This window comes from Desulfovibrio intestinalis (assembly GCF_014202345.1).
Classification (GTDB): Bacteria; Desulfobacterota; Desulfovibrionia; order Desulfovibrionales; family Desulfovibrionaceae; genus Desulfovibrio; species Desulfovibrio intestinalis.
Window position 1 is genome coordinate 80,272 of sequence record NZ_JACHGO010000008.1, and the last position, 17,265, is coordinate 97,536.

Annotated in this window: 14 protein-coding genes and 1 pseudogene; 12 read left to right on the top strand and 3 right to left on the bottom strand. The window is 56.4% G+C overall.

All coding sequences use genetic code 11. The features are described from left to right. Positions 1-5: 5 nt before the first annotated feature. A complete protein-coding gene (locus tag HNQ38_RS12420) occupies positions 6-311 on the bottom strand; it encodes a hypothetical protein (protein ID WP_183721518.1) in 306 nt (101 codons plus the stop codon). Between HNQ38_RS12420 and HNQ38_RS12425 the strand changes: the two genes are divergently transcribed. The 12 genes and pseudogenes from HNQ38_RS12425 (at position 310) to dapA (ending at position 14,224) form a co-directional block, all read left to right on the top strand. Beyond that, positions 310-1,632, top strand: a complete 1,323-nt coding sequence (locus tag HNQ38_RS12425) for an amidohydrolase family protein (RefSeq protein ID WP_183721521.1) — start codon at positions 310-312, stop codon at positions 1,630-1,632. The two genes, HNQ38_RS12420 and HNQ38_RS12425, sit on opposite strands and share 2 nt — an antisense overlap. A 222-nt stretch (positions 1,633-1,854) precedes the next feature. Continuing rightward, the gene (locus HNQ38_RS12430; protein WP_183721524.1) at positions 1,855-2,118 is read left to right on the top strand and encodes a PxxKW family cysteine-rich protein; all 264 of its coding nucleotides are present in this window, start codon (positions 1,855-1,857) and stop codon (positions 2,116-2,118) included. Positions 2,119-2,698: 580 nt separating this feature from the next. Then, the gene (locus tag HNQ38_RS12435) at positions 2,699-4,060 is read left to right on the top strand and encodes a M20 family metallo-hydrolase (protein WP_425485998.1); all 1,362 of its coding nucleotides are present in this window, start codon (positions 2,699-2,701) and stop codon (positions 4,058-4,060) included. Continuing rightward, complete coding sequence (mnmG, locus tag HNQ38_RS12440; protein ID WP_183721530.1) at positions 4,053-5,990, top strand: tRNA uridine-5-carboxymethylaminomethyl(34) synthesis enzyme MnmG; 1,938 nt, start codon at positions 4,053-4,055, stop codon at positions 5,988-5,990. The genes HNQ38_RS12435 and mnmG overlap by 8 nt, the downstream gene beginning before the upstream one ends. Before the next feature lie 114 nt (positions 5,991-6,104). Beyond that, a complete protein-coding gene (locus HNQ38_RS12445; protein ID WP_183721533.1) occupies positions 6,105-7,037 on the top strand; it encodes a PilZ domain-containing protein in 933 nt (310 codons plus the stop codon). A gap of 136 nt (positions 7,038-7,173) precedes the next feature. Further along, positions 7,174-8,001: pseudogene (locus HNQ38_RS12450) on the top strand (hemolysin family protein); the annotation flags it as partial. Between the two features lie 188 nt (positions 8,002-8,189). Beyond that, positions 8,190-9,869, top strand: coding sequence for an apolipoprotein N-acyltransferase (lnt, locus tag HNQ38_RS12455; RefSeq protein ID WP_183721536.1), 1,680 nt, complete (start codon positions 8,190-8,192; stop codon positions 9,867-9,869). A gap of 124 nt (positions 9,870-9,993) precedes the next feature. Next, positions 9,994-11,107, top strand: a protein-coding gene (gene prfB / locus HNQ38_RS12460) for a peptide chain release factor 2 (RefSeq protein WP_183721539.1) whose coding sequence is annotated in 2 segments (ribosomal slippage) — positions 9,994-10,068 and positions 10,070-11,107 — 1,113 coding nt in all. Because the reading frame shifts where the segments join, the coding sequence is not laid out codon by codon here. After that, a complete protein-coding gene (locus tag HNQ38_RS12465) occupies positions 11,091-11,912 on the top strand; it encodes a GGDEF domain-containing protein (protein ID WP_183721542.1) in 822 nt (273 codons plus the stop codon). Before prfB ends, HNQ38_RS12465 begins: the two co-directional genes overlap by 17 nt. Further along, a complete protein-coding gene (locus tag HNQ38_RS12470; protein ID WP_183721545.1) occupies positions 11,912-12,724 on the top strand; it encodes a MinD/ParA family protein in 813 nt (270 codons plus the stop codon). Before HNQ38_RS12465 ends, HNQ38_RS12470 begins: the two co-directional genes overlap by 1 nt. A 231-nt stretch (positions 12,725-12,955) precedes the next feature. Continuing rightward, positions 12,956-13,231, top strand: a complete 276-nt coding sequence (locus HNQ38_RS12475; RefSeq protein ID WP_183721548.1) for an HU family DNA-binding protein — start codon at positions 12,956-12,958, stop codon at positions 13,229-13,231. 114 nt (positions 13,232-13,345) lie between these two features. Next, the gene (gene dapA, locus HNQ38_RS12480; protein ID WP_183721551.1) at positions 13,346-14,224 is read left to right on the top strand and encodes a 4-hydroxy-tetrahydrodipicolinate synthase; all 879 of its coding nucleotides are present in this window, start codon (positions 13,346-13,348) and stop codon (positions 14,222-14,224) included. A gap of 149 nt (positions 14,225-14,373) precedes the next feature. On the opposite strand, the gene tnpA is transcribed toward dapA, so the two are convergent. Next, positions 14,374-14,829, bottom strand: coding sequence for an IS200/IS605 family transposase (tnpA, locus tag HNQ38_RS12485; RefSeq protein WP_183721554.1), 456 nt, complete (start codon positions 14,827-14,829; stop codon positions 14,374-14,376). A gap of 437 nt (positions 14,830-15,266) precedes the next feature. Further along, complete coding sequence (locus tag HNQ38_RS12490; protein WP_183721557.1) at positions 15,267-16,466, bottom strand: iron-containing alcohol dehydrogenase; 1,200 nt, start codon at positions 16,464-16,466, stop codon at positions 15,267-15,269. Between the last annotated feature and the right edge of the window lie 799 nt (positions 16,467-17,265).

Consider the following 17,265-nt stretch of genomic DNA (forward strand, 5'->3'; position numbering starts at 1 on the left):
ACCTATCAGGCAGCCCCGAAGCCGCCTTTATGCCGATTTGCGCACAATACCAGCGAATTTCTATATACGCTGACGTCCAATCTTGCAAGCCCTTCCACTACGGGCCGAATGACAAAACGGTTTTGCCCAATGCCGAAATAATCCCTGGCCAAATTGCGAGGCTGTACCGCGCCAGCAGCAAGCCCCCATGCCAGCAGGAAAAACGCCCGTATCAGCCGCGCGGCAAAGCGCCACATGCGACGCCCGGCCTTGCCATTACCGGCCCGACGAGGATACAGAAGTTTTTTGTCAACGCCCACAGGAGTCGCCATGCGTCCTTGCCACACCCTTGTTCACGCCGCTCTTATCGTCACGCAGGATGAAGACCGCAACATACTCGAAAACGCCAGCCTTGCCGTACTTGACGGACTTGTGGCTGCACTGGGGCCACGCAGCGAAATGACTGCGCAGTGGCAGCCCGAGCGTGAAGTGGATCTTGGGCAGTCCGTGTTGCTGCCGGGCCTTGTCAACGCGCACACCCACGCGGCTATGACCTTTTTGCGCGGGCTTGCAGACGACATGCCCTTGATGGAATGGCTCAACAGCCGCATATTTCCTGTTGAACAAAAACTTACGCCTGAAATCGTGCGCCTGGGCAGCCTTATGGGATATGCCGAAATGCTGCGCACCGGCACCACCTCTTGTGTGGATATGTATATTTTTGAAGAAGCCGCGCTGGCCGCCGCCGATGAGGCCGGTTTGCGCTGCATGGGCGGGGAGGCTGTGTTTGCTTTTCCGTCGGCGGCGTTCTCCGGGCCGGATGCCGTCCTTGATGAAACCCGGACCCTGGCCGAAAAATACGCCAACCACCCCCGCCTGCGCATCGGGGTCAACCCGCACAGCGTGTACACCACCACCCCTGAAATTCTGGCGGCCTGCCGCGACCTTGCCTATGAGCTTGCCCTGCCCCTGCACTTTCATCTGGCGGAAACTGCGGAGGAAACCCAGATATGCCTTCACACCCACGGCAGCAGGCCCACAACATACTGCCACCGCATGGGCCTGCTTGACGCCCCCTGCACTCTTGCCCATGTGGTGGACGTGACACCGGAAGAACTGGATTTTCTGGCTGCCAGCGGCGCTGTGGTGGCCCACAACGTTTCTTCCAATATGAAACTTGCCTCAGGAACCGCCCCTGTGCCTGCCATGCTTGAGCGCGGCATGCCCGTAGCCCTGGGCACAGACGGAGCCGCCAGCAACAACCGTCTGAACATGTTTACAGAAATGGGCCGCACCGCTCTGCTGCACAAACTTACGGGCATGGATTCTACCCTGCTGCCCGCCCAGACCGTGCTGGATATGGCCACCTTGGGCGGAGCCGCCGCCATGCACGACCAGCGCCTGGGCAGTCTTGCCGTGGGCAAGGCCGCCGACTGCGTGGCCCTTGACCTGACCACGCCCAACATGCAGCCCATGTATAATGTGGTTTCACATCTCGTATACGCCGCCACAGGAATGGAAAACCGCATGGCAATGGTTGATGGCGAAATTGTTTATATGGACGGAAAGTTCACCCGCTTTGACTATGAGGCCCTGTGCCGTGAAATGGTGCAGGTGCGCAATTTTGTTCGCGGGATGGCAGAACGGGCATAAGGCTCGAACGCAAGCCGATAACCTGAAAAAACCGCCAGATAGGCCGCGCTTTTGCAGGCCACCAGCAGCTGCCGCCTGCCCTGTTCGGCCTCCGGCGGGAAATTCCCGCCCTTTGCCCTCTTGACAGCGCCTCATGTTCGGCTATATTTCTCCATTCCGAACCGGCGGCCCTGTGCCGCCGCTATTTCGCAATACGGCGCTTCTGCGCATGGAGGTTTTGCTATGACCGCTCTGGAAAACGCCACCAATACCGCTGATGGTGTGGTGCTTAACGGTTTTGTCCTTTCGCCGGTGGTGGAACAGTGTACTGGCTGTGACCGCGTGCGTGAATTTGGTGAAGAGCAGTTCTGCTCCAGCTACCCCGTTCCCTCCAAAAAGTGGGTCGGTGGCCGCTGTAACTTCGCCACCCATCTCAAGGCCCAGACTGGCTCTGGCGCCAAGGTCAACCCCCTCAAGGCGTCCAAGCGCGCTGCCAAGGGCCGCTAGACCAGACCGTCTGCCCCTTTGGCCTTGCATCTGGACACGTTCAGATCCGGTTCATGTGGGCAATGCGCATCCCCGCGCAGGCGGAGCATACCAGATACGGGTTTTTCCCGTATTCGGACATAGATGGAAGACATCGGATTTTCGGCTTTTGTTCCGTCAACGGGTTCACCTGTGCGGCGCGGAGCCGTTTTCCGTTTCTTTGAATCATGCCGGGGCAGCGCATACCGCGGATTTTTCTCAAAGGGCTGCTTGAGCAGCCCTTTGCGTTTTCTGCCGGAAAATCTTGTAAAACGCTTGATCCCGGCTACTGGCGGACATCGAGAAATTGACATAGCGCTGCGTTGCCGCCAACATTGGCATTGCGGCAAATGGTGGGTTTTGTTCACCGTCAGATGTTTTGAGCGGGTAGTTTGTTTAAACGCCATCACCTTGACGCAGCAGCATAACGGCGCAAGCCCGACTGCAGTTCCTTAACGGCAACGATTGAAAACGAATTGTTGCAGACATTTCACAGGTAAGCGTTCAAACGGCAACACGCCCTGCGGCAGGCCAGAAATAACAGCGTGCAGTCACGGGAAAAATGCTTGCGCCCTGCCTGACAAGGCGGCTGGATCAAGCATGGTTTTACACAGTGACAGCGGCTTCCGCTGCTGCCAGAATATTTTCAGAACAGCGTTGCTTCAAAGTCGGGGGGAAACACATGCCCAAAGATATGGACGCCCTGTTACGCGGCCTGGCTGGACGCGAAGACCGCGTGGTTGCCCTGCAAAGCGCCCTCACTGCCTGCCCTGCACTGGGGCCTGATAATGGCGGCGACGGCGAAGAAGCCAAGGCTGCCCTTATCACGCAATGGCTTGAAGCATGCGGGGTAACAGACATTTTACGCATTGACGCCCCGGATGCCCGCGTGCCTTCAGGGCAACGCCCCAATCTTGTTGCCCGCATTCCCGGCAAAGAAAAACGTACCTTGTGGCTCTTCGGCCATATGGACGTCGTCCCCCCCGGCGATCTGGCGGCATGGCAGTCCGACCCCTGGCAGGTGCGCCGCGAAGGCGATCTGCTCTTTGGGCGCGGCGTTGAAGACAATCAGCAGGCCATCACAAGCATGTTGCTGCTGGCGGAAGAACTGCACCAGCGCCATGTTGTGCCCCAGTTGAGCCTGGGTCTTGTCTTCATGGCCGATGAAGAAACGGGCAGCGCCTACGGTCTGGAATATCTGCTCAAGACGGCGCCCGAACTTTTCAGCAAAAACGATCTCTACATCGTGCCCGACGCAGGCGCCCGCCGGGGCGACGTCATAGAAGTGGCGGAAAAAGGCCAGCTCTGGCTCAAGATACGCACCACCGGGGTGCAGTGCCATGCCTCCACTCCCCACAAAGGCCGCAATGCCTTTCTGGCCGGAGCAGACATGGCGCTGGCCTGCCATAACGGCCTGCGGGCCGCCTTTGGCGATACCAACACCCTGTTCAATCCGCCGACATCCACTTTTGTGCCGGGCAAGCACGAGGCCAATGTGCCCAATATCAACACCGTGCCGGGCAGCGACGTTTTTTATGTGGATTGCCGACTGTTGCCGCAGGTAGATCCGCAAGCCGTGCTGGACAAGGTGCGCGCGCTGGCTAGCGAGGTTGAGGAACGCCACGGCGTGCAGATAGAGGTCAGCGTGGTGCAGCAACAGGCAGCTTCCAGCGTGGCTGAAACCAGCCCGGTAGTTATTGCTCTCGGTGCCGCAGTGGCCCGCGTTTATGGTGTTGAAGCCAGAACTCTCGGCATTGGCGGAGCCACGGTGGCGGCTCAGTTGCGCCAGCGTGATCTTGCCGCCGCAGTGTGGAGCTGCCTTGCAAGCACCTGCCACCAGCCCAACGAAAGTTCTTCTATTACAGCTACCATCAAAGATGCCCAGGTCTTCACTCACATACTTATGAACCCCGCACATGTCTGATACCACTACTCCCATATTTGACTGCATTGTCGCCGGAGGCGGCCACGCTGGCTGCGAAGCCGCCGTTGCCCTGGCTCGTTTGGGGCATAGCGTGCTGCTCATCAGCGGCAACCTTGACCGCCTGGGTTATCTATCGTGCAACCCCGCCATCGGCGGCCTTGCCAAGGGGCACATGACCCGCGAAATTGACGCGTTGGGTGGCATGATGGGCCTGTGGGCCGATGCCGCTGGCATACAGTTTCGCGTGCTCAATATGAGCAAGGGGCCTGCCGTGCGTGCTACCCGCGCCCAGATGGACCGTCTGGCCTACCAGCGCGTTGTGCAAAAAACCCTGTACTCCACGCCCGGACTGCGCATCTGGCAGGATTCCGCCACTGAAATAGCCTCCAGCGACAACCGCGCCACTGGCGTGCGCACGGCGCAGGGACTCAGCTTTTCTGCCCGCCACGTCTTGCTGACCACAGGAACTTTTTTGGACGGGCGCATCCATATGGGCCTCACCAGCATTCCAGGCGGCCGCCTGGGCGACGCCCCTGCCATTGGCCTTTCAGACAGCCTGCGCTCATTGGGTTTTGAGCTTGGCCGTCTCAAAACGGGCACAACGCCTCGTCTGCTGAACTCTTCTATCGACTACTCGGTGCTGGAGGAGCAGAGAGGGGATGACCCGCCCCCGGTCTTCAGTTTTCACGGCCCCGGCCCGGTGCTGCCGCAGCTTCCCTGCCACATAACCTGGACCAACGACCGCGCCCACGAAATCATCCGTGGGGGATTTGACCGTTCGCCCATGTTTACAGGTATCATCAAGGGAACTGGCGCACGCTATTGCCCATCCATCGAGGACAAGGTCGCACGCTTTCCCGACAGGGAACGCCACCAGATATTCCTTGAGCCGGAAGGACTCGACAGCGCTGAAGTTTATGCCAACGGCGTTCCCACCAGCCTGCCGCTGGACGTGCAGCTGGCCATGATACACGCTGTTCGCGGCCTGGAAAATGCCGTCATGCTGCGGCCCGGCTATGCCATTGAATATGATTTTTCCGACCCGGTGCAGCTCATGCCCACCCTTGAAAGCAAGGCCGTGCCCAATTTGTGGCTGGCCGGGCAGATCAACGGCACTTCCGGCTACGAAGAAGCGGCTGCACAGGGATTGTGGGCCGCACTGAACATTTCCTGCCGCCTGCGTGATTTGCCGCCCTTTCTTCCCGGCCGCGACGAGGCTTATGTGGCTGTGCTTGTTGACGACCTTGTCACCTCCGGCACACAGGAGCCCTACCGCATGTTCACTTCCCGCGCAGAGCACCGCCTGCTGCTGCGCGAGGATAATGCCGATGTGCGCCTGACGCCTCTGGGCCGCAAGCTGGGATTGGTAGGCGACGCGCAGTGGAATACATTCTGCCGCAAGCAGGATGCCGCAGCCCGGTTGCGAACAGGCCTTGAGCAAACGCGCATTCCTGCCGAAAAGCAGAACAAGGCTGACGCAAGCACTGAAGACAGTACAGCCTCGGGCGCAAGCCTGCCTACCGGGCGCACCCTGGCGGAGGCGCTGCGCAGGCCGGAGCTGGATCTGCATGGCATTGCAAACCTGCTGCGGGCCTGCCCGCCCGGCCCTCTGGCCGATGTTGGCGCTTTTTTGGAAGAAGAAATGTCGCTTGCCGGAGCGGCGGCGTGTGAAAGCGTGCAAACGGAAATCAAATATTCTGGCTATCTGGCCCGCCAGCGAGAACTCGTCGCACGCACGGCCAGGCTTGAATCCACAGCCTTGCCCCCTGATATGGATTATGCCACAGTAGCTGGGCTTTCTCGTGAAGTAACGGAAAAACTTGATCGGGTGCGCCCACTCAGCCTGGGACAGGCCGGACGCATCTCAGGGGTGACGCCAGCAGCCGTGGGCTGTCTGGAAATACACCTGCACAAGCTGGGGCTGCTTTGATATTCTCAAACAAGCACAACGAGCCCGAAGGCGCGCCAGTGCTTTAGCGCCGCCCCAGTACAGGACGAGCTTACATATCCCGTTTTGCGCAGCAAAACGTTTATTGGTGAATACATGACGGGTAAACAACTTCTTCTGGTTTGCATCGCCGTGCTGGTGGTTTTTTGCATAACGGCCATCATTGCACAGACATACCTTCAGCGGCAGCGTCAGGCTGCACGGCGCAAGGCCATTATCCGCCAGATGCTGGAAACCGCCCAGGGCCAGAACGAAATATTCGACATTAAAATTCTGGACGCAAGCGCGACCCACAAGGGCCTGGCCGCACTGTTGCAAAACATCTCCCCCGTATCGCTGGGCATGGAGGTGTTGAGCTTTGTATCGCAGGAGCTGGTGGGTGTGACTGTGGAAGTGTATTTTCGCGCGACCCTGCCTGAAGGCCCCACCTTTTATAAATTCCGGTCGGTTATTGAAAGCATATCCTCGGGCCGCAAAAAATCCCAGCTGCACCTCACTTCGCCGGAAGACCTGGCTGCGGGACAAAAGCGCGTTTTCATTCGCATCAAACCGCCCAAGGACAAGGTGAGCGTTATTGGCGTATGGGAAATCGATTCCAGCAAGCCCATACCGCGCAGCACCTCGGAAATAAGCCGCCCCCTGCTGCACTATAAACGCGGCATGGAAAAAGAACCCGTGCAGGTAGAAAATATTTCGGCCACGGGCATGGCTTTGCGCTTTCCCATGGAAGATCTGGGCATCAAGCCTGTTGACCTGGACAAAGGTTCGCAGTTACTTTGTCTTATCATCTACCATATGGGCAAGGATGAAAAAATTATCACCTTCTGGTGCACCTGCACGGTTCTGCATGCCCGTGTGCATGAAGGTTCAAACCCGGCTCTTGTGCTCGGCACGGAATTTACCAACTGGGCAGTGCTGGAGCAGGGCAAATCGGACATCCACTGGTTTCACAGCACGCCCTCACGCGGGGTGTCGCCCATTACCCAGTGGGTCATGCATATGGATATGGAGCAGCGCAAACTGCTCTAGGCTGTGACGACCACCAAAGGCCGAAATCTGCTGCAAGCGGGACACCCCCGGCAGCAAAAGACGCCTGCATGTGTGATTTAGGCCCTCGGTTGCGCTGCACGCGCACCCGGTCCCATTTCCAACCAAGGAGACTACATTGGACGGCGGCTCGGAAGGTCATAGTACCATCTGGTCGCGCCTGAGCAGACTGTTCGGGCACGACGATCAGGAATCTCTGGAAAAAGCCATTCTCGAAGCACGCGCCGACGGCGAAGTGGAACCCGATGAGGAGTCCATGCTGCTCGGCATTTTGCGCTTCAACGATCTTCAGGTGCAGGACACGATGATCCCGCGCACCGATATCGACTGCGTTCCTCACGACATGCCCTTGGCCGAAGTGGCGCACATCATTGTGCGTTCCGGGCACTCGCGCATTCCCGTGTACAAGGAAACCCGCGACAACATCGTGGGCATTCTTCACGCCAAGGATCTGCTCAGCAGCATGCTTGACGCGGACGGTAAGCCCTCGTCCATGAAAGAACTGATTCGGGAACCCTTCTTTGTTCCCGAAACCAAGTCCATACGCACACTTCTGCAAGAATTTCGTGCCCGCAAGCAGCACATTGCCATCGCGCTGGACGAATACGGCGGAACTTCGGGGCTCATCACCATTGAGGACGTGCTGGAAGAAATCGTCGGCGACATTGAAGACGAACACGATGCCCCGCGCCAGGAAGACATCCGTCCCCTGGGCGACAATATCTATGAGCTTACAGGCCGCGCCCTGCTTGAAGACCTTGAAGACATGGGCGTGGACGTCGATTCAGATGAAGTGGACACCATCGGCGGCTACCTCAGCATGGAAGCTGGGCATGTGCCCGGCCCCGGCGAAAGCTTCACACTGCGCGGCTGGACTTTTACCGTGCTTGAAGCTGACCGCAAACTCATTGTTCGTCTGCGCATGGAACCTGCGAGCAACGCCGCCAACCGGCCAAGCGCAGATCCCATTTCTGAAGCTATTATGGGCACTGACGCTTATGAGACGCAGCCTACCGCCAGCGACTGCGAAACCGCCATTGGGGACGAAAAAGATCCTACTGAACAGAACCCCCCTCCGGCGGATGCTGGTACAGAGGGCGAAGCCACCCGTCCGGCAGAGTCTACGGCCAAGGCATGAGCCGTACCCAGAGCGCCACATTCCGGCCTGACAGCACGGCGCTGTTTGTCGGCCTCATAGGTGCGGCAGGCATATGGCTAGGCTTTCCCAACGATATTGCCGGGCTGCCACCTCTGGCCTTGCTCTGGCCCGTAGCCCTGGCATGGCTGGGTCTGTGTGCTCCCTCACACGGGGCCGCGCTGCGCAGGGGCTGGTTGTGCAACCTGGCTGGCGGCATGGCCGCTCTCTACTGGCTCAGTATGCCCGTGCACAATGTTGGCGGCCTGCCCTGGCTTCTGGCTGTGCCCTGCGCCCTTTTCATTGCTGCCTGTATTTCCAGTGCCGGGGGGCTTTTTTCCCTGGCGGCATACGCGCTGCGTCACCGTCCGCCATACATATGGGCCATAATGCTGGGCCTTTTATGGTATGTGCTTGAGGCTGTGTATGCGCTTGTTCTGGGTTTTCCCTGGCTGGAACTTTCCGGGGCGCTGGCCGCATGGCCCCTGCTGGTGCAGGGAGCCGATACCGTGGGCGCTTACGGATTGTCGGGCATATGGGTAATGGCGGCTCTTTGGTGTGCCTTGGGCATACTGCCTCATCCCCTTGCGGCCAATGCCGGAACGGGCTCTGACGAAAAAAAGAAAATAGAAGCAAACGCTTCTGGCAAATCCGCGCCCGCAGCTTTTAATAAAAAGACTTCGTGGCGGCCCGCCTGTCTGGTTTGCGGCCTGCTCATGACGGGTCTGCTGCTGGGCTATGGCGCGCTACGGCTGCACCAGCAGCCGCTTGTAGTCGCCCCCACGGGGCCACAAAGCGTGCAAGCCTTGTTTGTTGAAGGCAATATAGACCAGAACCAGAAATGGCTGCCCGCCTTTCAACGCCAAACCGTAGACCTGTACCTGCGCCTGACCTATGACGCCCTGGCCCAGAGGCCCGGTGAGCGCCCGCTCATCATCTGGCCTGAAACGGCTCTGCCCTTCTTTTTTGAAACCAACCTGCTCCACTCACCCCGCGTGCGCCAGCTGCCGTCTGTCACGGGCAGCCCGCTGCTGGTAGGCGCGCCAGGCCTTGAGCGCCGCACGGACAAAAAAGAACCAGATGTTTTCAACCGCGCCTTTCTGCTGACGCCGCCCGACGGCGCCATAGCCGCCCATTACGACAAGGAACACCTTGTGCCCTTTGGCGAATACCTGCCAGAGTGGCTCAACTGGGGTTTTCTTGAAGCACTGCTGCAAGGAGTGGGCGTCTACCAGACGGGAACGGCCATCGCTCCTTTACGCTATGACAATCTTGCCCTGGGCATGCTCATTTGCTATGAAGGTATATTCCCCTGGTTGGCTCAGGCGCGAGTTGAAGATGGCGCCAACATCCTGGTTGATATCAGCAATGACGGCTGGTTCGGAGCCACCCCGGCTCCCCGCCAGCACCTGTACCTGACAGCATTGCGAGCCCTTGAACAAAACCGCTGGATTTTGCGTGGCACCAACACGGGTATTTCTGTGGTGGTAGACAGCCGGGGCCGCCTGACCATGCGCGGCGCGCAGTTCAAGGAACAAGCGCTCTGGGGCAGTGCCGCACTTGAAAGCGCTCCCAGCGTGTACCACAGGCTCTGGCCCTGGCCTCTGCCCGTGGCTGTAGCCCTGCTGGCTGGCCTGCTTTTGTGGGCTCCGGGCGGCAAGGCCAGACTCAAAAGGTAAGTCGCAAGGCCAATCGCGATACCCCGTGAGGGCACAGTTTACGCCCCCTCTCAAATAATTTTCTGGCGGCCAAAATGACCGCACCCGGCAAAGCCCGGGATCACTCTCAACCCACTGATTCATTATGCTGCAACTTTCAGATCTTCGTGCCGCCTGCAATCCCCTTTCTCAACGCTTTTCCTCACTTTGGGGGCGCCTTTGACGTTGCGGCCAGTGAAAAAAGGCTGCAGGCCATAGAAACGGAAATTTCACGCCCCGGCGCTTGGGACAAACCCGAGGCTCTTACGCCTATTCTTCAAGAAAAACGCCGCCTTGAAGATGAGGTCGGCCGCCTGAACAAACTCAAAACCTGCCACGACGACATGGCCGAGTGGCTGGCGCTTGCCGCAGAAAGCGAAGACCCTGAAGCCCTTGAATCTTTGGCGAACCAGCAAAAAGAACTGGCCGCCCTGCTGGACGAAACAGAGCTTGTAATGCTCCTTTCCTCTGAAGAAGACAGCCAGGACGCCATCCTCGAAATACATCCCGGAGCGGGCGGCACAGAGTCTCAGGACTGGGCCGAAATGCTCCTGCGCATGTATAGCCGCTGGGCCGCCGACCACGACTGCAAGGTTGAAGAGATGGATTTTCTGCCGGGCGACGAAGCGGGCATCAAGAGCGTTACCCTGCGCATATCCGGCCCCCACGCCTTCGGCTTTCTCAAAAGTGAACGCGGCATTCACCGCCTCATCCGCATTTCACCCTTTGACTCGTCAGGCCGCAGGCATACGTCCTTTGCGTCTGTTGATGTTATTCCCGATGCGGGTGATGATATTGAACTGGACATCAAGGAAGCCGATCTGCGCGTGGATATTTTCCGCTCCAGCGGACCCGGCGGCCAGAGCGTCAACACCACAAGCTCGGCAGTGCGCATTACGCATATTCCCACGGGCATCTCCGCCCAGTGCCAGAACGAAAAGTCGCAGCATCACAATAAAGAAACGGCCATGCGCGTCTTGCGCGCCCGCCTTTATAACATGGAACTTGAAAAACGCGAGGCAGCTCGTCAGGCCCAGTATGCCGGCAAGGATGCCATCGCCTTTGGCAGTCAGATACGCACCTACACACTTCAGCCATACCGTCTGGTCAAAGACCATCGCACTGGCACGGAAGTAGGCGACGTGGATGCGGTTTTGGACGGCCATATCGACTCTTTTCAACACGATTACCTCCTGTACCGTCATGAGCAGCAACGCTGAACTCGAAGCCCTGGCATGTGAACTGCTTGCTCTGCGCAAGGCAGGCGCCCCGGTGGATGAGCAGCTGTCCGACGACCAGTTGACGCCTACGGTGCTGGTGGCCCGCCTTCTGTCTGGCTTCAGCCCCGACCGCTGGCAAAGCTTCTGCCGCGATTATGCCGAAAGCCGCTGGTGCGTGCTGCCAGTAGGATGTGCAGATCAGCAGGTGCCAACGGTCAATGCGCAGCCCGAAGTGCCAACGCAAATGGCCAGTGTTCTCATTAGCAGACTTTTTATGGACCAGATCCAGCGAGAAATGCTACGTTTTTCACGTTCGGGTGGTGATCTCAGCCTGGTTTATGCCGATCTTCCCAACAGGGCTGAACTGCTCAATCAGGTGGGGCGGCCCGCACTGGATCAACTTGATGCGGCGCTGGCTGCCAGTCTGCGTGAACACAGCGAAGCCTGCGACAGCATCAGCCATGTGGCAGAAGGGCGCTACGCCCTGCTGCTGCCGGGTGTGAGCCAACTGCGGGCGCGGCTTCTGGCCGACCAGATACAAAAAACATTTGCACAACAAGTTGCGTTGCGCGCCGAGGCTCTGATAAAAGACGCCCCCGCCTGCGCGCTTGGCATTGCCTGCATCAATCCGGGAAATGGAACCTCTGCCCAGTTTCTGATGAATCAGGCGGAAGACGCCCTGCAAAATGCGCTGCAACAAGACCGCGGCCATATCTGCCTTGCAGGCAGCGCCAGCCTGGAAGAAAGGGCCAGCCTAGTCCACTCAAGCGAAAAACGCTTTCTTTTTTTTGGGAGAAACAACTAATGGCAAATAAAACCTTGAGCGTGGTTCTGCTGAGCGGCAAGGGCGGGGTTGGCAAAACCAACATTTCTCTCAACCTTGCCTACGCGCTGTTCCAAATGGGTTTCAAAAACATGCTCATGGACTGTGATCTCGGGCTGGCCAACCTTGACGTACTGCTGGGCATCACGCCTGAAGGCAACCTTCAAAATGCCTTGCTGGGCGAGGCCCAGATCAGCGACGTGCTGCACCATGTGGAGCCCGAGGGTTTTGACGTGCTGCCTGCCGCCTCCGGGGTGCCCGAGCTTACCGAACTGCAGCCCGACATGCGCGATTTGCTGCTGGCCCGGCTTGAGCCAGCGCTGGACAAGTACGATTACATTTTTATGGATGTGGGCGCAGGCATTTCCGGCACGGTGCAAACCTTTGCTGCAATGGCCGCCATGCGCATTGTGGTCATCACCCCGGAGCCCACGTCGCTGACCGACAGTTACGCGCTTATCAAGGTGCTCAATGCCCGCTACGGGTTGCGAGACTTTATGGTGATCGTCAACCAGGCCACTTCCGCAAGCGAAGCCAAATCGGCTTTTGAAAAGCTGCACGGGGCCTGTCGCCACTTTCTGCACCTTGAACCCGTTCTGTTGGGGCATATCCGCAATGATAAAAAAGTGCCGGAAGCAGTATGCCGCCAGCAGCCTCTCATGACGTACGCTCCTGGCAGTCCTGCCGCCCAGGATATACATACGTTGGCTTCGCGTCTGCAAAGGCTGCGCCTGGGTATGGCCGACTGGCTGGCCCCGCGCAAAATTCTGCAGCCAACTCCTGATAAACAGTAAAGAAGAAGGTGAAAAGCCTTCGCGAACTGTTTACCTTGTTGCATAAAAGGTATAGGCTTGAATTAGCAATAAATGCCTATCGTTGAATTACTTTGGCATGCAGGCTTTGAAACGCGTGGGCGGCTTGGGGCGAAACACAAAAATTGCCAACAATACCGCTATAATATAATTTTATACTCCCGTTTCAGGCGAAATGTTTTAGTAAGCAACATAACGAGTTACGGAGGCGTGATGAACAAAAGCGAACTTATCAAGGCGCTGGCCGACGAAACCAATATCCCCTTTGATGATGCGTCACTGGTGGTAAACACCTTTTTTGACGCAATGAAACAGTCTCTTCTTGCTGGCGAACGCATTGAAATTCGCGGCTTTGGCAGTTTTAAAATTAAAGAATATGAGGGCTATGCTGGCCGCAATCCCAAGACTGGGGAAAGCGTCAGCGTATCTTCGAAACGGCTGCCCTTCTTCCGCGCTGGCAAGGAATTGAAAGAATTCATAAATCAATAGGCATGGTTGCATAACGCGGCTTTGCCGCATTTAGAGCCGAACGGTATGAAGGTTCGCCTTCATTCTCGGCGTTCGGCCATCTAAGGGCGCGCAGGGCGCGCCAAGGAGACCCTCATGCTGTTTTCCGGTGCTATGACAGCGCTTGTTACCCCTTTCAAGAATAACGCCCTGGACGAAGAAGCCTACCGAAACTTCATTGAATTCCAGATCACTGAAGGCATTCACGGTCTGGTGCCCTGTGGCACGACCGGTGAATCCGCCACACTCAGCCACGAAGAACACGAAAGGGTCATTGAAATTTGTATCGACCAGGCCAAGGGACGTGTGCCCGTTCTGGCCGGGGCCGGATCAAACAATACGATTGAAGCCATCCGCCTGACCCGGTTCGCCCAAAAAGCCGGGGCCACCGGGGCGCTGCTCATCACGCCCTACTACAACAAACCGACGCAGGAAGGGCTGTTCCAGCACTACAAGGCCATAGCGGAAGCTGTAGACATGCCGCTTGTGCCCTACAACGTTCCTGGGCGTACAGGCTGCAACCTGCTGCCCGAAACCCTGGCTCGCCTTACAAAAATGTTCTCTCACATCGTGGGCGTGAAAGAAGCCACCGGCGACATGGCCCAGGGCAGCAAAACCCTGTCCAGCAGCCCGGCCAACTTCAGCGTGCTTTCGGGTGACGATTTCACGGCCCTGCCCCTCATGGCCATGGGTGGAAAGGGTGTTATTTCCGTGACGTCCAATCTTGTTCCGGGGCGCATGGCTGCTATGTGCAACGCCTTTAACAAGGGTGACGTGGCCGAATCCGCCAGGATTCACCACGAATTGTTCCCCTTGCATGAGGCTATGTTCTTTGAAAGCAATCCCATCCCTGCCAAGACGGCTTTGCACCTTATGGGCAAGATGGAAGCGGAAATGCGCCTGCCGCTTTGCCCCATGGGCGAACCCGCCAAAGAAAAACTTGTTGCTGTTTTGCGCCAGTTGAAGCTCATCTGAGCAAGCCTGACTGGCCGAGCACAATTTTGCCAATCAGCACCACCCGCATAGCGGGTGGTTTGCTCTGGCCCTATAAGGGCCTGTTACCGGCTGCGCCTAAAGACGCTGGCTTTCACGTTGTTCAAGCCCAGTGCCATTGTCGCTTTGGCTTACCCCTTAAAGGGGTCCTGATATTCGCGTGACGTCAGCTTGTCTTGCATGATGTCATGCTTCTCCTGCTGCTGGATATATTTTTTGATCGTTACTTCATTGAGTCCGACGGTGCTGCCATAATACCCTTCGGCCCAAAACTTTCTGTTGCCAAACTTATATTTAAGGTTTGCGTGTTTATCAAAAATCATTAGTGAACTCTTGCCCTTCAAGTAACCCATAAAACTCGACACGCTGATCTTTGGCGGAATACTCACCAGCATGTGTATATGGTCTGGCATCAAATGCCCTTCTAAAATCTCTACACCTTTGTACTTACAGAGACTTTGCAAGATTTCTTTTATACTATCGCGTAGCTGCGCGAATATTATTTTTCTTCGATACTTAGGTGTAAACACGATATGATACTTGCACAGCCATTTTGTGTGAGCTAAACTTTGGGCCTTGGTTCCCATAACAAAAACACCCTTCTTAAAAGTTACGATGGGCTTGAACAACTTCATCGTACAGGAAGGGTGTTTTTGTGTGTATAACACTTGTTTCCACCCGCATCTCGCGGGTGGTTTTTTATTTTGGCGTAAGCGCGCAACTGAAGCAGATTAGCGTTGAGAATATATTTCTCAATTTTACGGCACCTTCGCTACAGTGCCGCTTAACTGCGCAAATTAAGATCCGCGTTGTTTCATGCTGCCTTGATGCGGAGCTTCCTGCGTCACAGCACTTTCAAACATTTGCAATAACTGAAACTGAGCGAGCCTTCCCACACTGAAAGTTGCACGCAGCAGCCAAAACTCTTTGTGAAAAGACTCCAACGGCAAATGAAGAAAGATCGCCCTTGGGCGACCTTTCTTCATTTTGAAGCCCTGACGCGCAGGGCGACCGTATGCCAAACCTACATAGCGGCCTTGTATATTCCGGCTACCGCAGCGTCAGTCATGGTGCGGGGGTTGGTAAGACCGCAGGCGTCCTTCTGAGCATTGGCCGTCATTGTGGGAATATCGGTTTCCTTAACATCCTTGCCGTACTTTTTGCCAAGAGCCTTCAGGCCTTCAGGAATACCCACGTCTGTGGACAGGGTATTGATGGCGGCAATGGCCTTCTTGGAAGCTTCGTCCGCGCTCAGGCCATCAGTGATTTCGCCAAGAATGCGGGCGATACGGCCAAAACGGCGGCGGGTAGCGATGCGGTTGTATTCACACACATGGGGCAGCAGAATGGCATTGCATTCGCCGTGGGGCAGGTCATAGAAACCACCCAGCTGATGGGCCATAGCGTGAACGTGGCCGAGGCTGGCGTTGTTGAATGCCATACCGGCCAGGTACTGGGCATAGCACATGCCTTCGCGGGCTTCCTTGTCCTGACCATTGGCCACAGCGCGACGCAGGTAGCGGTTAATAAATTCCATCGCCTTTTCGGCGCAAGCGTCGGTCATGGGTGTGGCTGCAGTGGAAACATAGGCTTCAACGGCGTGAGTAAGAGCGTCCATGCCAGTGGCCGCAGTGAGGGCCGGGGGCATACCCATCATGAGAACAGGATCGTCGATAGCTACGCCAGGAGTACAGCGCCAGTCAACAATGGCCATCTTCACCTTACGGGACGTGTCGGTGATGATGCAGAAGCGCGTCATTTCAGAAGCGGTACCTGCGGTGGTGTTTACGGCAACATAGGGCGGGAAGGGTTTGGCAGATTTGTCTACGCCTTCATAGTCATGAATTTTGCCGCCGTTACCGGCAAGAAAGCCCACACCCTTGCCGCAGTCATGCGAACTGCCGCCGCCAAGAGTAATGATGCTGTCGCATTTTTCCTTTTTGTACTTTTCAAAAGCGGCATCCACATTCTTATCAGTGGGGTTGGGCACAGTCTGGTCGAAAATGGCGTACTTCATCTTGGCGGCATCAAGAATATCGGTAATCACCTTCAGAATACCGGCTTTAACGATGCCCTGGTCAGTAACAATCAAGGGTTTGCTGCCGCCAATGTTCTTGAGGCGAAGAGGAATCTCCTTGGAACACCCCTCACCCACAAGAGTAACATTGGGGATGAAGAAAGAAGTTATCTGTCCCATGTGCATGCTCTTAAGCTCAGTACTCATATGCGACTCCTGGCGTTACGCGGATACAACACATCTAAGTTGTTTTGTATATGCACCGCAGTGATAAGGAAGCATCCTATATGGCGACAGTACAGCATAGAAAATCTCAATGCAAGCTTCCATAAGCTGAATATACAACACTTTTGAACATTTTTTGCGTTGATTAGAATGTTCATTTTTACACAACTAAATAACTTTTGTTCTTTTTTGCACAATACTGCATTGATTGATTGTTCACCCAAAAATATAAACCGTGATAACAGCCAACTACCGTTATTCTCATCACGCAGTAATTACCTAGGAACAAACAGTACAATAGATCAGATCAAGGCCGCTACATGCAGCGCTGTCTACAAGTTATCAAATAAAAAATTTCAAGGCTGCGCCGTCAGTTGCGTCACACCGCCAATTTTTCAAGCAACCGGGTACGGACTACCACCGTGGCGTGCCGGGCAGCACAGGACCCATCTGCACGCCGTATCGGATGTATCAGTATGAGCGCAACGAGGGTTTATACCCACGCGACAGGAAAGAGGAGTTCGCCTGTCGGCACAACGCGAACTGCTACTATAGCGCCAGCATATGGTACGCTTGCTGCCGCTCCTGATCTGCTGGCAATTGGCGCACAGCCACACAGGAACTTCCCCCTGAGTTCAGAGAACAGGCAAAGGAGAAGGCCATACTGTTGCTTTTTACTTTGGAAGATAGAGATGCCAACAGCCTGAGGCTTCTGGAAATGTCGCTTTAAATACAACGTACTTTTACAGAAGTTTTGAGCAGGTATTTTGAGCAGCCGTTT